General features: G+C 64.4%; 12 protein-coding genes. 1 reads left to right on the top strand and 11 read right to left on the bottom strand.

The annotated features are described in order from the left end of the window. Positions 1 to 106: 106 nt before the first annotated feature. Positions 107 to 1864 (top strand): glycosyltransferase family 39 protein, encoded by a 1758-nt coding sequence (locus tag BCAL_RS05780; RefSeq protein WP_152600322.1) that lies wholly within the window; start codon positions 107 to 109, stop codon positions 1862 to 1864. Here the strand turns inward: BCAL_RS05780 and BCAL_RS05775 are convergent. From BCAL_RS05775 to BCAL_RS05730, 11 genes are all read right to left on the bottom strand, one after another. Further along, entirely contained in the window at positions 1822 to 2499 is a 678-nt protein-coding gene (locus BCAL_RS05775) for a tRNA (cytidine(34)-2'-O)-methyltransferase (protein ID WP_420796812.1), read from the bottom strand. The genes BCAL_RS05780 and BCAL_RS05775 overlap by 43 nt on opposite strands. Before the next feature lie 115 nt (positions 2500 to 2614). Beyond that, positions 2615 to 2890 carry a hypothetical protein gene (locus tag BCAL_RS13165; RefSeq protein ID WP_152600321.1) on the bottom strand — a complete coding sequence of 92 codons (276 nt, stop codon included), beginning with the start codon at positions 2888 to 2890 and terminating at the stop codon, positions 2615 to 2617. A 98-nt stretch (positions 2891 to 2988) separates the two neighbouring features. Beyond that, on the bottom strand, positions 2989 to 4353 hold the full coding sequence (locus BCAL_RS05770) for a PFL family protein (RefSeq protein ID WP_043165241.1): 1365 nt from the start codon (positions 4351 to 4353) through the stop codon (positions 2989 to 2991). Between the two features lie 26 nt (positions 4354 to 4379). Then, positions 4380 to 4652, bottom strand: coding sequence for an ACT domain-containing protein (locus tag BCAL_RS05765; protein WP_043165110.1), 273 nt, complete (start codon positions 4650 to 4652; stop codon positions 4380 to 4382). Positions 4653 to 4802: 150 nt separating this feature from the next. After that, entirely contained in the window at positions 4803 to 6341 is a 1539-nt protein-coding gene (locus BCAL_RS05760; RefSeq protein ID WP_081887284.1) for an MFS transporter, read from the bottom strand. Between the two features lie 348 nt (positions 6342 to 6689). Then, positions 6690 to 7940 (bottom strand): galactokinase, encoded by a 1251-nt coding sequence (gene galK, locus BCAL_RS05755; protein ID WP_043165107.1) that lies wholly within the window; start codon positions 7938 to 7940, stop codon positions 6690 to 6692. Between the two features lie 79 nt (positions 7941 to 8019). Beyond that, entirely contained in the window at positions 8020 to 9270 is a 1251-nt protein-coding gene (gene galT, locus BCAL_RS05750) for a galactose-1-phosphate uridylyltransferase (protein ID WP_043165105.1), read from the bottom strand. Positions 9271 to 9272: 2 nt separating this feature from the next. Beyond that, on the bottom strand, positions 9273 to 10082 hold the full coding sequence (locus BCAL_RS05745; protein ID WP_043165103.1) for a DeoR/GlpR family DNA-binding transcription regulator: 810 nt from the start codon (positions 10080 to 10082) through the stop codon (positions 9273 to 9275). Positions 10083 to 10392: 310 nt separating this feature from the next. Next, on the bottom strand, positions 10393 to 11541 hold the full coding sequence (locus tag BCAL_RS05740) for a quinone-dependent dihydroorotate dehydrogenase (protein ID WP_043165239.1): 1149 nt from the start codon (positions 11539 to 11541) through the stop codon (positions 10393 to 10395). A gap of 608 nt (positions 11542 to 12149) precedes the next feature. Then, positions 12150 to 13676, bottom strand: coding sequence for an NADH:flavin oxidoreductase/NADH oxidase (locus BCAL_RS05735; RefSeq protein ID WP_081887283.1), 1527 nt, complete (start codon positions 13674 to 13676; stop codon positions 12150 to 12152). 293 nt (positions 13677 to 13969) lie between these two features. Continuing rightward, on the bottom strand, positions 13970 to 16369 hold the full coding sequence (locus BCAL_RS05730; RefSeq protein WP_081887282.1) for a transglycosylase domain-containing protein: 2400 nt from the start codon (positions 16367 to 16369) through the stop codon (positions 13970 to 13972). Positions 16370 to 16378: the final 9 nt, after the last annotated feature.

The following is a 16378-nucleotide window of genomic DNA, read 5'->3' as shown; positions in this document are numbered from 1 at the left end:
GTCACGCCCACGCCCCTCCGCATGCCGATTCCACGCAGACGCCACCTCCCCCGTCCCGAACCGGATGCGCCCGCACCCACGTCCCATCCTTCCCATCCCATTCCCCGTGTCGGCGTTGTGCTGCGCCGCCGCCGTCACGACGGCCAGCGCGCTGATGGGACGCGGACGATCCCTGTGGTTCGACGAACAGTATTCGCTGATCCTCGCCTCGAAGCCGGTGCCGGAACTCATCAGGCTGACCGCCGTGGACGCCCATCCGCCGCTCTACTACCTGATGCTCAAGTCGTGGATGCCGCTGGCGCAGGGGAACATCGACATGCTGCGTACGTTCAATTGTCTGCTGCTCGGGGCCGCCGTGCTGACACTGCTCGTCATGCTGCGCGACCTGTTCGGCGAGCGCGTCGCGTGCCTGTGCATGCCGTTGTTGCTGTGCGGCGGGTTCATGCTGCGCTACGGCTACGAGCTGCGCATGTACTCGATGGCGATGCTGCTCGCCACGCTCGGCACCTATGCGCTCGTGCACGCCGCGGGCATCACCGTGGTTCGCCATACCGGCCAGACGCGACCGGGACCGGCCGCACCACGGACCGAATCGCGAAGCCCGTCCGCGGTCCTCGGTTGGTGGGCGGCGTACGCGGTGATCGTCGCGTTGGGCATGCTGACCCTGTATCTGACCGCCTTCGTCTGGTTCACGCACGCGGTCTGGCTGGCCATCCGCTCGGTGAAGGCGGTGCGACGGGACGAATCGGGAGGGACCCGAGCCGATGGCACATGGCATGGATGGCGTTGGATGCTCGCCTACGTCGCGTCGATCCTGCTGTTCCTGCCTTGGATGCCGGCCGCGATCGGACAGGTCCGCGGTTCCTCCTCCGTACTGCCGCCGGTGACGCGCAGGATGAACATGTCCGGCGTGGCGAACGCGCTCGACGTGATGCTGCTCGGCATGACCGAGGACGAGATTCCCGCGCCGGCGTCATTGATGGTCGGGGCGATCGTGCTGGCGGCCGCCGGATCGCTGGTCGCGGCGTACACGGCATGTATGTGCACACCGCGATGGACGGATGCGGAAAACGGGATGAATCACAAGAATCGAGAGGATCAGACAAGCGACATGGATCGCATGTCGGCGATGACGTTGATCGTCATGCTGTTCGTCGTACCGACAACGTTGCTCATACTCTGGTCGGCGATCCAGGAGACGGCGAACGGCGGATACGGCATGTTCTCGGTGCGCTATCTGAGCGTAGTCGCGCCGTTCCTCTACACGACGCTGGGCGTATCGTTCGCCATGCCCCTCACCGAGGGCCGGGCATCGCCGGCACCATCGCCGGGCATAGCCGTACTCCGCCGAACCACAGTCTTCCGACACCTCACCGGAATCGCCTACGTAGTGACGCTGGTCACGATCCTCGCCGGCGCCATCGTGTTCGGGGTGCGGGGCAATCACAGTTTCGATCGCGATGACACGCCCGGATCGGCCGCCCTGAGCCGTCAGGTCGAATGTTCCGAGACACATCCGGTGGTCGCGCAGGACGAATACACGTACATCGACGCGTACTGGTACTACCGCGACTGCCCGGCCTACCGTTTCCTCGACGCCGACGACGTGCCGGCGCGCGGCGGATACGCGCCCCTACATGGGTCGGCCGCGCAACTGCGGTCTCTTGACGACCTCGACGCGACAGGGTTCACGCTGCTGTCATGGTCGACGACGCGCGACTACGACCGGTTGCTCGACTCGGATAAGTGGACGCGAACCGGCATCGTGAAGCACGATGCGAACGCGGCCATCACCTATCGGGAGTATCGGGAGTTCCCGACTCATCTGCCGCCGGCGAAGTTCAACTGGCGCCACGCCTCGTAGATCGCGATCGACGCGCAGTTGGTGAGGTTGAGGCTGCGCAGGCTCGGGCGCATCGGAAGCCTCACCTGTTCGGCCACATGCGGTCCGGCCATGATGTCCATCGGGTCGGGGATGTTGCCCGGCTCGGGGCCGAACAGGAGGATGTCGGTCGGACGGTAGTCGATCTCCGTGTACAGCTTCGTGGCGTGCGCGGTGAACGCGATGATGCGCGAGTTCGGCATCGACTCGACGAGGTTCTCGAAGTTCGGGTGCAGTACGACGTGCGCCATGTCGTGGTAATCGAGGCCGGCGCGGCGCAGTTTGGTATCGCGCAGGTTGAAGCCGAGCGGCTCGACCAGATGCAGGATCGTGCCGGTGACCGCGCACAGGCGGATCGCCGAACCGGTGTTGCCGGGGATGCGCGGGCTGTAGTAGCACAGGTGCGGGGTGACGGTCTCCGTCTCGGCGGCCTTCTCGGCGGAGAGCATCGCGTCGACCACCGAGATCGGGTTGCCGTGCGCGTCGGTCACCAGTTCGTCCGGCCCGTAGTTCGACTTACGATAACCGTATTCGAACATCTTCTCGACCTTGTCCTCCGGGTTGGAGGAAGTCTCGCCCTCCCCGGGCATGGTCTGGTTCTCGTTGTTCTCGCTCATGGTCCTGTTTCCCACCGTCTGATTCATCCTGTTATCCGTTCCACCGTCACGGACGACAATCGAGCATAGGACATGCTCTGCCCACACGGCCTTCCGAGGTCTCGCGTCCATTTGACTAAGGACGAATCGTCGTCTGGACGGTCATGCACTGCCAGTCAACGCGATTGTCGATGGTTTTTCCGTTGACTGGCAGCATTTCGTGCCATTCAACGCGATTTTGGTGGTTTTCTGCGTTGACTGGCAGAAGCATCGGGCTTTCCACGGTTATATGCGACATGAACAAGCGCATAAATGGCGGTTTTCCAACGATCCGTCTTGCGAGATGAGAGCCATTGAGATGCATGCGCTGCCAGTCAACGCGATATTTCGAGGAAATCGCGTTGAGTGGCACGATATGCTGCCAGTCAACGGAAAAAACAACCAATAATCACGTTGACTGGCAGACAGATCGAGGGTTAGCGGGCCAGCCGCGCCACCGAATCAGCCGAATCAATTCTTGAAACTGTGGATCGGGGCGGGGATGCGGCCGCCGCGGATGACGAACGCCTCACACGACGTCTGGTTGACGGGGATGATCGGCGCGTAGCCCATGAGTCCGCCGAAGTTCGCCATCTCGCCCACACCCTTGCCTTCGACCGGGATGACGCGCACGGCGGTGGTCTTCTGGTTGACCATGCCGATGGCCGCCTCATCGGCGATGAGGCCGGAGATCGTGGCAGCCGTGGTGTCGCCGGGGATCGCGATCATGTCGAGGCCGACCGAGCACACGCAGGTCATCGCCTCGAGCTTCTCGATCGTCAGGCATCCGGAGGCCGCCGCATCGATCATGTTCTTGTCCTCGGAGACCGGGATGAACGCGCCGGACAGGCCGCCGACGTAGGACGACGCCATGATGCCGCCCTTCTTGACCTGATCGTTGAGCATCGCGAGGGCCGCGGTGGTGCCGGGCGCGCCGACCTGCTCGAGGCCGATCTTCTCCAATACCTCGCCGACCGAATCGCCGACGGCCGGGGTGGGCGCGAGCGACAGGTCGATGATGCCGAACGGCACGCCGAGTCGACGCGACGCCTCCTGCGCGACCAATTGGCCGACGCGAGTGATCTTGAACGCGGTGCGCTTGATCGTCTCGCACAGGAACTCGAAGTCCCTGCCCTTGGCGGCGTCGAGCGCACGGGAGACGACGCCCGGGCCGGAGACGCCGACGTTGATGACCGCATCGCCCTCGGTGACGCCGTGGAAGCCGCCGGCCATGAACGGGTTGTCGTCGGGCACGTTGCAGAACGCCACGAACTTCACGCAGCCGTAGGAGTCGTTGTCGGCCGTACGGTGCGCGATGTCCTTGATGATGTGGCCGAGCAGCTCGACCGCGTTCATGTCGATGCCGGTCTTCGTCGAGCCGACGTTGACCGACGAGCAGACGACCTCGGTCTCGCTCAGGGCCTGCGGCAGCGAACGGATGAGCAGCTCCTCGGCCGGGGTCATGGCCTTGGAGACGAGCGCGGAGTAGCCGCCGATCAGGTTGACGCCGACCTCCTTCGCGGCACTGTCGAGCGCGTGCGCGATCTTGACGAAGTCCTCGGTGGTCTTGCAGCAGCTGGCGCCGACCAATGAGATCGGGGTGACGGTGATGCGCTTGTTGACGATCGGAATGCCGTAGTCGCGTTCGATGTCCTCGCCGGTGGAGACGAGGTCCTTCGCGTACGTGGTGATCTTGCGGTAGATGTTGTCGCAGGTCTCGTCGACGGACTCGCTCGCGCAGTCGAGCAGCGAGATGCCCATCGTGATGGTGCGCACGTCGAGCTTCTCCTGCTCGATCATCTGGTTGGTCTCGTGGACCTCCATGATATTCAGCATGGTGTTGTTCCTTTCGAGGCCGTCGATCAAATGCGATGCATCTTGGTGAAGATCTCCTCGCGCTGGCAGCGGATGCGCACGCCGATGTCGTCGCCGAGGTCCTCGAGGTTGCCGACCATGGCGCTGAACTCCTTGTCCGAGTTCGAGTAGTCGACGATCATCATCATGTTGAAGAATCCGTCGATGATGGTCTGCGAGATGTCGAGCACGTTGACGTGGTGATTCGACAGGTAGGTGCAGACTCGTGCGATGATGCCGACGGTGTCCTGGCCGACGACGGTGATGATTGCCTTGTTCATGGCGCTCCTGAAATCGAAAACAAAAACGGGTGTCTTCCAAGTATAGGAAGACACCCGTATCCCCCGCCCGCTCCGTCTCAGTCGGAGCGTCGGCGGGGCGGTGGTTCACGTCGATACCGTCAACGTGCCGTCACGGACGAGGAACGACGATCATGCCGCGACGACCTTGTCCTTGCGCGCGACGCCATCGACGTCCACCTCAGTGAGCTCCGGCTCATGCGCACGCTCACGCAGCATGAACGAGCACGCGAACACGCAGACGATCAGCGCCAGTCCGAACAGGTAGCCATAGCGCGATCCGGTCACGAACCCCCACTCGGTATCCGTGCCGCCGGTCGCCATATAGTGCGTCTGACCGAGGCCGAGCAGACAGGTCGCGATTGCGGTGGAGATCGCGCCGAACACCTGCTGCATCGTGTTGAGGATCGTGCTGCCGTCCGCCGCCATGCGGCCCGGAAGCGCCTTCAGCGCGGCGGACTGCGTGGACTGCTGGATGAACGGGATGCCCACCATCACGATGATGTGCGCGGCGAGGAACAGCACGATCGACGAACCGACGCCGATCGCGTAGAACAGCACACCGCCGACCACGGTCATCGCCGCGCCGATCCACACGAGTCGCTTCGCACCGTGACGGTCGAACAGACGGCCGGCCATCAGCGTGCATACGGCGTTGACGACTCCGCCGGGCAGCATGAGCAGACCGGCGACGGTGGAGCTCAGTCCGAGGCCGCGCTGCAGCTCCTGCGGCACCAGGTACATGAACGCGAGCGTGCAGGCGAACGAGCAGCTCACCATGATCGCCGGCGTGCGGAACGCGGCGACGCCGAGCGCGCGCAGGTCGAGCAGCGGCGCCGCGATGTGCAGCTGGCGGTACGCGTAGAACGCGAGCACGACGACGCCGACGACGAGCAGCGTGACGACGAGGGGCGAGAAGCCCATGTCGGCGACCAGGCTCACGCCCGCGACGAGGCCGCCGAAGCCGAGCGCGGACGCGATGATGGAGATCACGTCGACGGCCGGACGCGTGCGTTCGATCGGGGTGACGAAGAACAATGCGGTGCACACGAGCGCGATGACGGCGATGACGGCAAACAGCGCGAAGATCGCACGCCAGGAGACCGCGCCGATGAGCGCGCCGGCGATGGTCGGGCCGATGACCGGCGCGAACATGATGACGAGGCCGGCGACGCCGTTCGCGGCGCCGATGCGATGGGGCGGGAACACGCGCATGATGGCCGCGTACATGGTGGGCAGCACGACGCCGGTGCTCACGCCCTGAGCGATACGGCCGGCGAGCAGCACGGGGAACGTGGGGGCGATCGTGCACACGATAGCACCAGCGAGGAAGCAGACGAGCGCGGCCATGACGAGCGTCTTGGCCTTCACCCACTTGAGCAGGAACCCGACGCACGGCAGCACCACGCCGATGGCGAGCATGTAGCCGACTACCATCCACTGGGCGGTGCCGGAGGAGACGCCGAAGTCGTCCATCAGATCGGGAATGGCGATGTTCATCGACGTTTCGGAGAGCATGCCGAGGAACACGGCGAAGTACAGGCCGAGCATCACGCGGTGCGGATGCTCGAAGCGCGATGCGGGTTCGCCGCCGGGAACGGGCGTGGCGATCTCGTAGGAGGGATTGTCGAGATGCGGTTTGCGGGTTGCGTCACTACGGTCGGTTGTCATATCGGACAACGGGATACCTCTTCTTGTCTCTTGGATCTCTGTCGCCGCCGGACGGCTTCCACGGGCATGGCTGACGCACACCCGCATCACGTTTCATGCGAAACACACATGCGAAACGCACGGGCGGCGGCAACATCGCGGGGAACCGGGAACCCCTAACGTCCGGGTTCCGGCGGACAACGAAAAACCGCATGCCGTCTGGCGTGGAAAACGCCAAGCGGCATGCGGTTATCAAGTCGAGAAGCGACCGTAGTACATTTCCGGTTTTTTCGTAAGTCCGCCGCGCGTGTCGCGGCGACGGACCGGACGGCGGATCAGCGGGGCGTCACGCCTCGCGGGCCGCGTGCGTCACGCCTCGCGAGAGGCGGACGGCGCGGCGTACGCGGCGAGGGCGCGCGGGGCGTGGAAGCCCTGACGCTCGAACTCGTCGGCGATCTTCTGGGCAACCTCCTGGGAGCGACCCTTGTCAACGAGCGCGATGATGGAGCCGCCGAAGCCGCCGCCGGTCATGCGCGCACCGTAGGCGCCGTTCTTGCGGGCCACGTCCACGGCGATGTCGAGCTCGGGCACGGTGACCTCGTAGTCGGCGGCGAGGGAGTCGTGGGAGGCGTTGAACAGGCGTCCCGCGGCCTGGATGTCGCCCTTGGCGAAGGCGCGCACGAAGGAGCGGACGCGCTCGATCTCGGTGACGACGTGACGCACACGCTTCTTCATCGTCTCGTCGGGCAGGGCGTCAAGGGTCTCCTTCAAGGCCTGGAACTGGTCGTCGGCCTTGGAGATGCCGTCGGCGGCGACGCGCAGGTTGGCGACTCCGAGGACCTTGGCGGCCTCCTCGCAAGTGGCGCGGCGCTGGGCGTACTGGCCGTCGTTCAGCTGGTGCGGGGCCTGGGTGTCGACGACGAGCAGCTCGAGGTTGTACTTGTCGAGGTCGAACTCCTGCTGGGAGACGTTCTCCAGCGGGGTCAGCTCCGGACGGCAGTCGAGCAGCAGCGCGTGGCCGGCGGTGCAGCGCATCGAGGCGTTCTGGTCGAGGCCGCCGGTGGAGGCGCCGGCCATCTCGTTCTCGGACTTGATGGCGGCGTTGATGAGGGTCACGCGGCCGGCGTCGGAGTCGCCGTAGCCGAGGTTGTACACGTCGTCGAGGGCGAGCGCCGTGGAGCAGGTCATCGCGGCGGAGGAGCTCAGACCCGAGCCGAGCGGCACGCAGGAGGTGAACGCGGCATCGAAGCCCTTCACCTTGGTGAAGCCGGCCTCGCGCAGAGCCCAGGCGACGCCCACCGGGTAGGCGGCCCAGCCATCCACGCCGCGGGCCTTGAGGCCATCGAGATCGGCCTCGGTAACCTTGTCCGGGGCGACGTCGGAGACGACGCGCACCTTGGTGTCCTCACGCGGCTTCAGGGCGATGAACGTGCGGTGCGGCAGGGCGATCGGCAGGCACAGTCCGGCGTTGTAGTCGGTGTGCTCGCCGATCAGGTTGACGCGGCCCGGCGCGCCCCACACGCCCTCGGGCGCGGTGCCGAAGGTGTCGACGAACAGCTTGGTGGCCTTGGACACGCCTTCTTCGTGGGAAAGCGGCTCAATGAATTCAACATCGGTCATTGGTGTGTTTCCTTGTTTTCTTTTCTTTTTTTGATTGCGATTGCGATTGCGATCGGAGTCGTGACGGCCGGGCGGACGCTCAGTCGGCGATGTCGATGTCGCCCAGCTCGTGGAAGCGCTTGGCGATGAGCTCCGGGGTGGTGTCGGAGATCCAGGCGGCCATGCCGGATTCGGAGCCGGCGAGGTACTTGATCTTGTTGGCGGCGCGGCGGAAGCTGAAGAACTGGAGGTTCAGACGGTAGTTCGCGCGGCGCGGGTCGTGGATCGGGGCCTGGTGCCAGGCGGCGATGTACGGCAGGTCCATGCCCTTGCCGTCGCCCTTGTCGAAGAACGCGTTGCCGCGCTTGAGCAGGTGCGAGTACATCGAGGCGAGGTCCCAGCGCTCCTGGTCGTTGAGCTCGTCGAGGGTGAGGACGTCGCGCACCGGGGCCACATGGACCTCGAGGGGCCAGCGGGCGGCGGCCGGCACGTAGGCGACCCAGCTGTGGTTGCGCAGGACGACGCGCTCCTTGGCCTCGAGCTCGGCGTTCATCAGGTCCTTGAGCAGGTTGCCGCCGGTCTTCTCATGGTAGGCCTCGGTGTGCTGGAGCTCCTTCTCCATCTTCGGGGCGATGAACGGGTAGCAGTAGACCTGGCCGTGCGGGTGGGCGAGGGAGACGCCGATCTCCTGGCCGTGGTTCTCGAACGGGAAGATCTGCTCGATGCCCTCCATCCTGGAGATCTCGGCGGTGCGGAACGCCCAGGCCTCGACGACGGTGCGCAGGCGGGACACCGGCAGGTCGGCCGGCAGGCCGTGCTCGTCGGGGTCGAAGCAGATGACCTCGCAGCGGCCGGCGGCCATCTTCTTCTCCCACAGCGGGTTGCCGTCGACGAAGGTGACGTCCTCGGAGCGGCCGGGCACGCGGACCATCGACGGGAAGCGGTTCTCGAAGACGACGACGTTGTAGTCGGTGTCCGGAACCTCGCCGTCCTGGTACGGGTCGCCGGGCTTGCGGGCGGCCAGCGGGTTGCCCTTCGCGGTGGCGCCGGGGCCGGCGGTGATCGGGCGGTTCATGCGGGCGGTCGCCATCGGGATCCAGTCGCCGGTCAGCGGGTCGCGGCGCATTTCGGGGGCCGCGTACGGCACCTCCTCGCCGGCGGCGTTCAGCTGGTTGCTGAAACGGTACGGCAGGTCGCGCGGGTCCTTGAGCTCGCGGGTCTTCTTGCCGGAGACGTACTCCGGATCGTCGTCGAGATAGAAGAAGTCGCGTCCGTCGGCGAGTTTCGTCGGCGTGATGCGGATGTGTTCCTTGGCGTATTCGCCGGGCTCGTAGGCTGCGAATTCGGTCATGGTTACTGCTGCTCACTTTCCTGTGCGGGCTCGACCTGTTCGGCCAGGACGAGCTCATTGACCAGTTCCTTCGTTTTGGCGGCGGTATCCGGATCGAGACCGTCGTCTGTAATGACCGTTTCCACCTGGTCGAACCGCGCGAACAACGACAGCGATGTGCAGCTCCACTTGGTGTGATCGGTCAAAATGATGGTGCGATCGGCGATGCCCATCATCGCCATATCGGTTGCGGCCTCCAGCGAGTTGGGCATGAGGAAGCCGCGGGGAATCGACACGGAATGCGTGCCGAGGAAGACGGTGTTGACGCGCAGGGAGGCGATGACCTTGTCGGCGATCGGACCGACGAGCGAGTTGGATCGCGTGGTGACGCCTCCGGTGACGATGACCTCGACGTCCTTCGATTCGAGCGCCTGCACGAGTTCGGCGACCGGAATCGAATTGGTGAGGATGGTGATGCCGCTGGCCTGCTGGCTTTCCAGCAGGTGCTGCGCGAAGACGTAGGCCGTGGTGCCGCCGCCGATGGCGATGACGTCACCGGGAGACACATACTTGATGGCCTCCTGCGCGATGGCGTCCTTGAGACCGATGTCCATCTGCGACTTTACAGAGAACAGCGGTTCGCTCAGCAGCGTGCTGGTGGTGACGGCGCCGCCATGGACGCGTTTGAGCAGTCCCTTGTCGGCAAGTTCGGCGATATCGCGGCGGATGGTCATCGCGGAAACGCCGAGTTCCTTACTCAGGGCCGTGATTCGCACGGCACCTCTGGTGCGAAGCCTGCTCAGTATCAGGTGTTGACGTTGTGACGATATCATACGAACATTATCGCACACAAACGCCCATTTACCAAACCGACTTGTGCGTTTCGCGCAAGGAATTTTCGGTTTTGCAAACGTTAGCGAACAAAACGGCACATCGACGACGTAGTCATCCCCCGCCCGCCACGACGAGACGAACCCATGCGTCCGATCCTACAGAATCTGACGAATACACTGCACCAAACCACCTCAAATCCTCCGATCCTATAGGATCGGAGGATCGGACGCCGGGAAAGGCAGGGCGGCTGGAGGCTGGGGCTCGCGGGGAACAGGGATAGGGGATGGAAAGGGCAGGGCGACGCGTGGATCAGGCGTCGACGCCGACGGCCTCGGATACGGAGCTGAAACCGTCGCGACGCAGCAGTTCGGCGAGCCCGCGCTTCAAGACCGTGATCTGCTGGGGGCCGCGGTACATGAGCGAGGAGATGAACATGACCAGGCTCGCGCCGGCGCGGATCTTCGCATACGCCTGCTCGGGCGTGAACACGCCTCCGATGCCGGCGATCGCAAGCCTGTCGCCGAACTCGCGGTAGGTGCGGGCCACCAGCTCCTCGCTTGCCCGCGTGCACGGACCGCCGGAGAGGCCACCCTCCCACTCGCGCGGGATCTCGAGGCCCGTACGGTCCTTGTTGAGGTTCGCGAGGGACACGCCCTGCACGTTGTGCTCGGTCAGCACCTCAAGCAGCTCACGCATCTCATCCCACGGCTTGTTGAGCGGCATCTTGACGAGCGTCGGCTGCGGGCGATCGATCCCGTCGAGCGCAGTGAACAGGCGATCGAGGTTCTCCGGACTGTCGGTGAACGGCTCCCCCGCGTGCGTGTTCGGACAGGAGACGTTCACCTCGACCATCGCGGTGCGGCCTGCGGCGCGACGCATCGAGATGCAGTAGTCCTCGATGCCCTCATCGAGATCACCGCACCTGTCGTCGTTGGTGCGGGCGATCGAGACGGACACCTGCATGTCGTGCGCATGCGTCCATGCCTTCTCCGCGCGATCGATGACCTTGTCGGAGCCGATGTTGGCGAGTCCCACGTGCACCATCATCGAATCGTATTCAGGCAGGCGATGGAACCACGGCTTGGGGTTGCCGGCGCACGGACGCGACGTGGTCGAGCCGACGGTCTCGAAGCCGAAGCCGGCGTTGTCAAGCAGCACGGGCATGTCGCAGTTCTTGTCGAGCCCGGCGGACAGGCCGAACGGATTGGCGAAGTCGACGTCCATCACGTTGGTTTCGAGGATCGGGTCGGTGTAGTTGAGCATCGTACGCTCGGCCCACAGCAGCGGCGGGATGTGCTTGGTGACCCGGCAGAACGTGATCATGCGATCATGCGCCTCGTCCGGCGGCACGTTGAAGACGAAATTCGGCTTGATGACGTACTTATAGCCGAAAGTGAAGAGGTCGGTCGTCGCCTTGTTGACGGCGTCATGCCAGAAGCTATCCGAAACGTAACTCATGGAGTCCATTGTCTCACCATTTCGCACAAACGTCACGGCAGTCACACGCTCCATCGGCTGCATCGACTACTTCATCAACGGTTTCATCGACTCACCACTTCAAACCACCGCCACACGGCTCACCACCACGGCTCACCACACCAACCATCACCGCGGCTCAGCACCACACCAAACCATCGCCGCACCGACTCACCACCACACCGACTCACCACCACACCGACTCACCACCACACCGACTCACCACCACACCGACTCAGCACACCAACCACCACCGCACCGAACCACCACTCCGAATTCACCACCCAACGACCACTCAACGCCGGCTCACCACAGAACCAACCGCCCAACGACCAGCCACTCCAGAACCGACCACCCAACGCAACCGACCACGGTCCTCAGCGTCACAAATTCCCGAAAACCCCCCTAGGCTCGGGAAAAAGTGACGCCCAGAAGAAGGCAGCGTCACATATTCCCGCGATATGAGGAAATCTCGGGAAAAAGTGACGCTGAGATAGATGGACGTAGGAGACACTAGAAGGCACCACTCAGAAGACACCACCCAGAAATCGCCATTCAGAAGTCACCATCCCTCAGGCATCACTCGGAAGTCAGAAGGCGCCGCGGACGTACTGCGGCGCGTAGGGGGCCTTGGAGACAGGAACGCCGAGCTTGTCGGCGGCGCGCAGCGGCCAGTACGGGTCGCGCAGGGCCGCGCGTCCGATCTCGATCGCGTCCGCGTTGCCCTTGACGAGTACCTTTTCGGCCTGCTTCGGCTTGGTGATGAGGCCGACTGCCGTGACCGGAACCTCGGCGCGCTTGCGCACCTGCGAGGAGAACGGCACCTGATAGTCCGGCTTGACCGGCACGGTGACGCCGGAGACGATGCCTCCGGTGGACACGTCCACCAGATCGACGCCGTGATCCTTGAGGATCCTCGCGAGCGCGACGGTCTGATCGAGATCCCAGCCGCCGGCCGCCCAGTCGGTCGCGGAGACGCGCACGAGCAGCGGCATGTCGCCGGGGATTCCGGCGCGGATCGCGTCGGCAACCTCCAGCAGGAAGCGGATGCGGCCTTCGAAGCCCTTGCCGTATTCGTCCTCGCGCTCGTTGCTCAGGGGGTCGAGGAACTGCGAGATCAGATAGCCGTGCGCGGCATGAATCTCGATCGCCTGGAATCCAGCGGCGACGGCGCGGCGGGCTGCCACGGCGAATGCGTCGACCAGTCCGTGGATCTCGTCGACGGACAGGGCGCGCGGCGTGGTGTACTCGCCGAACGGGATCGGGCTCGGCGCGACGGTGGCCCACCCGCCGGCCTCGGGCGGCACGGTGCGACCCTCATATCCGACGGCGAAGCAGCCGGTCGAACCCTTGCGGCCAGCATGGTTGAGCTGGATCGCGGCGACGGCACCGGTGGCCTTGATATCCTCGACGATCCATCGCCATGCGTCGATCTGCCCGTCGTCCCACAGGCCGACGTCGCACGGGGAGATGCGTCCCTCCGGGGCGACGGCCGTGGCCTCGACGATGATCATGCCGAAGCCGCCGAGCGCACGGGAGACGTAGTGCTGGTAATGGAACGGAGTGGGACGGCCGTCGCGTCCGAGCGCGGAGTAGGTGTCCATCGGAGGCAGCCAGATGCGGTTGCGGATCGTGAGGCCGCGCAGGGTCATCGGCTCGAACAGGGCCGGGCCGTTGGAGCCGGGCTTGTCGGAGAACGTGCCGAGGAACGGGAAGATGGAGCGTTTGCCCGTCGTGACAGCTGCGGAATCGTCCGTCTTGTCGGACTTCTCGGACTTGCCGCCCTCGACCTTGTCCTTGTTGTCCTTGTTGTCCTTGTCGGACTTGTCAGCCTTATCAGCTTTCTCGGCCTTGCCGGACTTGGCCGTCTTCTTCGCGTCCTTGCTCTTCTTCTTGTCGCCCTTGTCGCCCTTGTCGCCCTTGTCGGACTTGCCGCCCTTGCCGGACTTGGCGTCGCCCTTGCCGGATGCGGGCACGGCCGCGGCCGGAGCCGCCAGCCCGGAGACCGTCAGACCGCGGAAGTCGAATCCGCTCGGGCTTTCGATGCCGCCCTGCGCGGCGTCTGCCGCGTCCGCGCCATCATTGTCGGTGATACCGGTATCCGTGGTATCCGTCATACATACCCCCTATTTGCAACGAAAAGAATCCGCGGATCGGCCGCATCGCCCCGGCCGTACGCCGTTCTTCACTGATGAACGATTTATGAACGTTCCCATTCTAGACCTGCGATCGCTCCATATACGAAGGAACGCCCACCGATGAGGTGGACGTTCCCAATGAGTACCGACCTATACCGCGGTACGTAGGTTCGCGAATCGCTTGGGATACCCCTCAGACCCGCGTTGCGGGCCACCTCCCCTTACAAGGGCCAAGGGCAAGGAGAGCCAAGGGGAAGAGAGCCCCACGCCGACTACTGCGCGCCGCCGCCCTGCTGGGTGGTGTCGCCGGCACCGCCGGTCGTACCGCCCGTAGTACCCGCGCCTCCGGTGGTTCCGGTTCCGCCGGTCGCACCACCGCCGGTCGTACCGGTTGTGCCGCCATTGCCGCCGGTCGTGCCACCGGTGGTGGTGCCTCCGGTGGTTCCGGTACCGCCGCCGGTCGTGCCGTCCGTGCCGTCGTCGTTGGTGGAGGTGGAGCTCTTCTTCCTTGTGGTCGTCGACGACGCTCCGTACGTGTACTTCGAACTCGGGTTGCCGTAGTCGTTGTTCATCGGGATATTCACCGCGTTGACGTAGTTCTGCATGAACTCGCGCCATGCCGGCTCGGCGATGTACATGCCGTACCACGTGCCGTGGTACTTGCCGTTGATCGTCTTGTAGTTGAACGACTGCGGGGTCTCGGCGTTGCCGACGGCCACGTAGGTGGCGACCTGCGGGATGAATCCGCCGGTCAGCATGTACGTGTCCTCGTTCGTACCGGTCTTGGCGAAGGTCTTGCGTCCGCCGTCGAGCTGGGCAAGGGTCGCGTTGCCGCCGGAGCGGACGACGCCCTGGTTGATCGCGTATGCGGCGGTCTCGGCCACCTCCGGGTCGATCGCCTGATGGCAGTTCGCGGACGGCACCTTGTAGTTCTTGCCGGTGGTGTCGGTCATCTTGGTGATGGCGATCGGGGTGCACTCGACGCCCTTGGCGGCGATGGTCGCGTACACGTTGGCCATCGTCAGCGGCGAGGCCTGCACGGTGCCGATGACCATCGGCGGCTGGAAGGAGTTCGAGTCATAGACGTCCTCCTTGCCCTGGATCGAGTTGTGGTAGCCGAGCGACTTCGCGGCGTCGGCGATCGCGCACAGTCCGATCTGCGAGGCCATGGCGGCCTGCGTGGTGTTGTGGGAGAGGACCAGCGCCTGCAGCGGGGACTCGGAGGAGACGGTGCCGCCGCCAGAGTTCTGCACCTTCCACGGGATGGCGCCGAAGCTGTGTCCGTTGCAGCTGAAGCCCCTCGTGTTGACCACGGTGGAGGTGGACAGCATCTGGTTGATGGACTTGCCCTTCTGCATCCATGCGACCAGGTTGATCGGCTTCCACGTGGATCCCACGTTGAAGCCCCAGCCACCGCCGTCGATCTGATCGACGGCGTAGTTGACGGCCGTTCTGGTCGAATCGGTCTTCGCGCGATCAGTGGCGTCGAACGTGCGGTTGAGGCCGAAGCCGAGCACCTCGCCGGTTCCCGGTCTGATCACGGCCATCGCGACCTCGAATCCGGTCGGATCGTCCGGCGGGATCGTGTTGCGTGCGGTCTGCATCGCAAGGGTGTTCGCGTTGACGTCCATCGTGGTGACGATCTTCAGACCACCCTCCTTGAGGAGCTTGTTGCGCTCCTCCTCGGTGGCGCCGAACTCGGGGCTCTTGAGGATCTGGCGGGTCACGTACTCGCAGAAGAACGCGGCGTCGCCGGCCACCTGGCAACCGGATTCGATGGTCTGCACGTCGAGCGTGTCCTTGAGCGGGGTGGCGACGGATTTGTCATACGTGGCCTGATCGATGAAGCCCTGGTCGAGCATGAGCTTGAGCACGGTGTCGCGCTCGTTCTGCGAGCGCTTGAGGTTCGCTTCGATGGTCGGGTCAAACTTCACCGGGTTCTTGGTGATGGCGGCGATCGTGGCGGCCTGCATCGCGTTGAGCTTCTCGGCCGTGGTGTTGAAGTAGCGCTTGGCGGCGGATTCGACGCCGTACAGGTTGTGGTTGCCGAACTGGGCGATGTTGAGGTATCCCTGCAGGATCTCGAGCTTGGAGTACTCCTTCTCCATCTGCACGGCGATGAGCATCTCGCGCAGCTTGCGGGCGATGGTCTGCTCGGAGGCATGGTATTCGGCGATCGGATCGTCATCCTCGCGCGCCTGCATCGCAAGCACGTTCTTGACGTACTGCTGGGTCAGGGTGGATCCGCCCTGCGTGTCCCCCTTCTTGACGAACGTCTGGAAGAACGCGCGCATCGTGCCCTGGATGTCGACGCCGTGGTGCTGGAAGAATCGACGGTCCTCACGTGCGACGACCGCGTGCTGCATGGCCTTGGAGATCTTCTTGAGCGGCACGACGGTGCGGTTGTCGGCGTAGAAATCGGTGATCTCCGTCTTGCCGTCGGAGGCGTACATCACGGACTTCTGCGGCAGGGAGGTGACGTCGAAGTCGACGCCCTCCACCTTCAGCGACGGCACCACGGCCTTGGCGACGGCGTTGGCCGCGAATACTGCGGGGGATACCATGGTCGCGACGACGATGCCACCGCCGACACACAGCATGATGTATGTCAAAAGCAAGGTGGACACGCGTCGAGCGATCAGTGAGGACTTCTTTTTCGGCATGCGGCCCATTCTAAGTGG

The sequence above is a fragment of the Bifidobacterium callitrichos DSM 23973 genome (genome assembly GCF_000741175.1).
In the GTDB taxonomy this organism is placed as follows: domain Bacteria; phylum Actinomycetota; class Actinomycetes; order Actinomycetales; family Bifidobacteriaceae; genus Bifidobacterium; species Bifidobacterium callitrichos.
The sequence above is the reverse complement of the archived record's forward strand: the minus strand, read 5'-3'. Positions and strand labels throughout refer to the sequence as shown.

Coding starts and splice junctions, on each gene's coding strand:
- BCAL_RS05770 (WP_043165241.1), bottom strand. CDS start 4,353: ATGCTGAATATCATGGAGGTCCACGAGACCAACCAGATGATCGAGCAG.
- BCAL_RS05765 (WP_043165110.1), bottom strand. CDS start 4,652: ATGAACAAGGCAATCATCACCGTCGTCGGCCAGGACACCGTCGGCATC.
- BCAL_RS05775 (WP_420796812.1), bottom strand. CDS start 2,499: ATGAGCGAGAACAACGAGAACCAGACCATGCCCGGGGAGGGCGAGACT.
- BCAL_RS05735 (WP_081887283.1), bottom strand. CDS start 13,676: ATGACGGATACCACGGATACCGGTATCACCGACAATGATGGCGCGGAC.
- BCAL_RS05740 (WP_043165239.1), bottom strand. CDS start 11,541: ATGAGTTACGTTTCGGATAGCTTCTGGCATGACGCCGTCAACAAGGCG.
- BCAL_RS05730 (WP_081887282.1), bottom strand. CDS start 16,369: ATGGGCCGCATGCCGAAAAAGAAGTCCTCACTGATCGCTCGACGCGTG.
- BCAL_RS05760 (WP_081887284.1), bottom strand. CDS start 6,341: ATGACAACCGACCGTAGTGACGCAACCCGCAAACCGCATCTCGACAAT.
- galK (WP_043165107.1), bottom strand. CDS start 7,940: ATGACCGATGTTGAATTCATTGAGCCGCTTTCCCACGAAGAAGGCGTG.
- BCAL_RS05745 (WP_043165103.1), bottom strand. CDS start 10,082: ATGATATCGTCACAACGTCAACACCTGATACTGAGCAGGCTTCGCACC.
- galT (WP_043165105.1), bottom strand. CDS start 9,270: ATGACCGAATTCGCAGCCTACGAGCCCGGCGAATACGCCAAGGAACAC.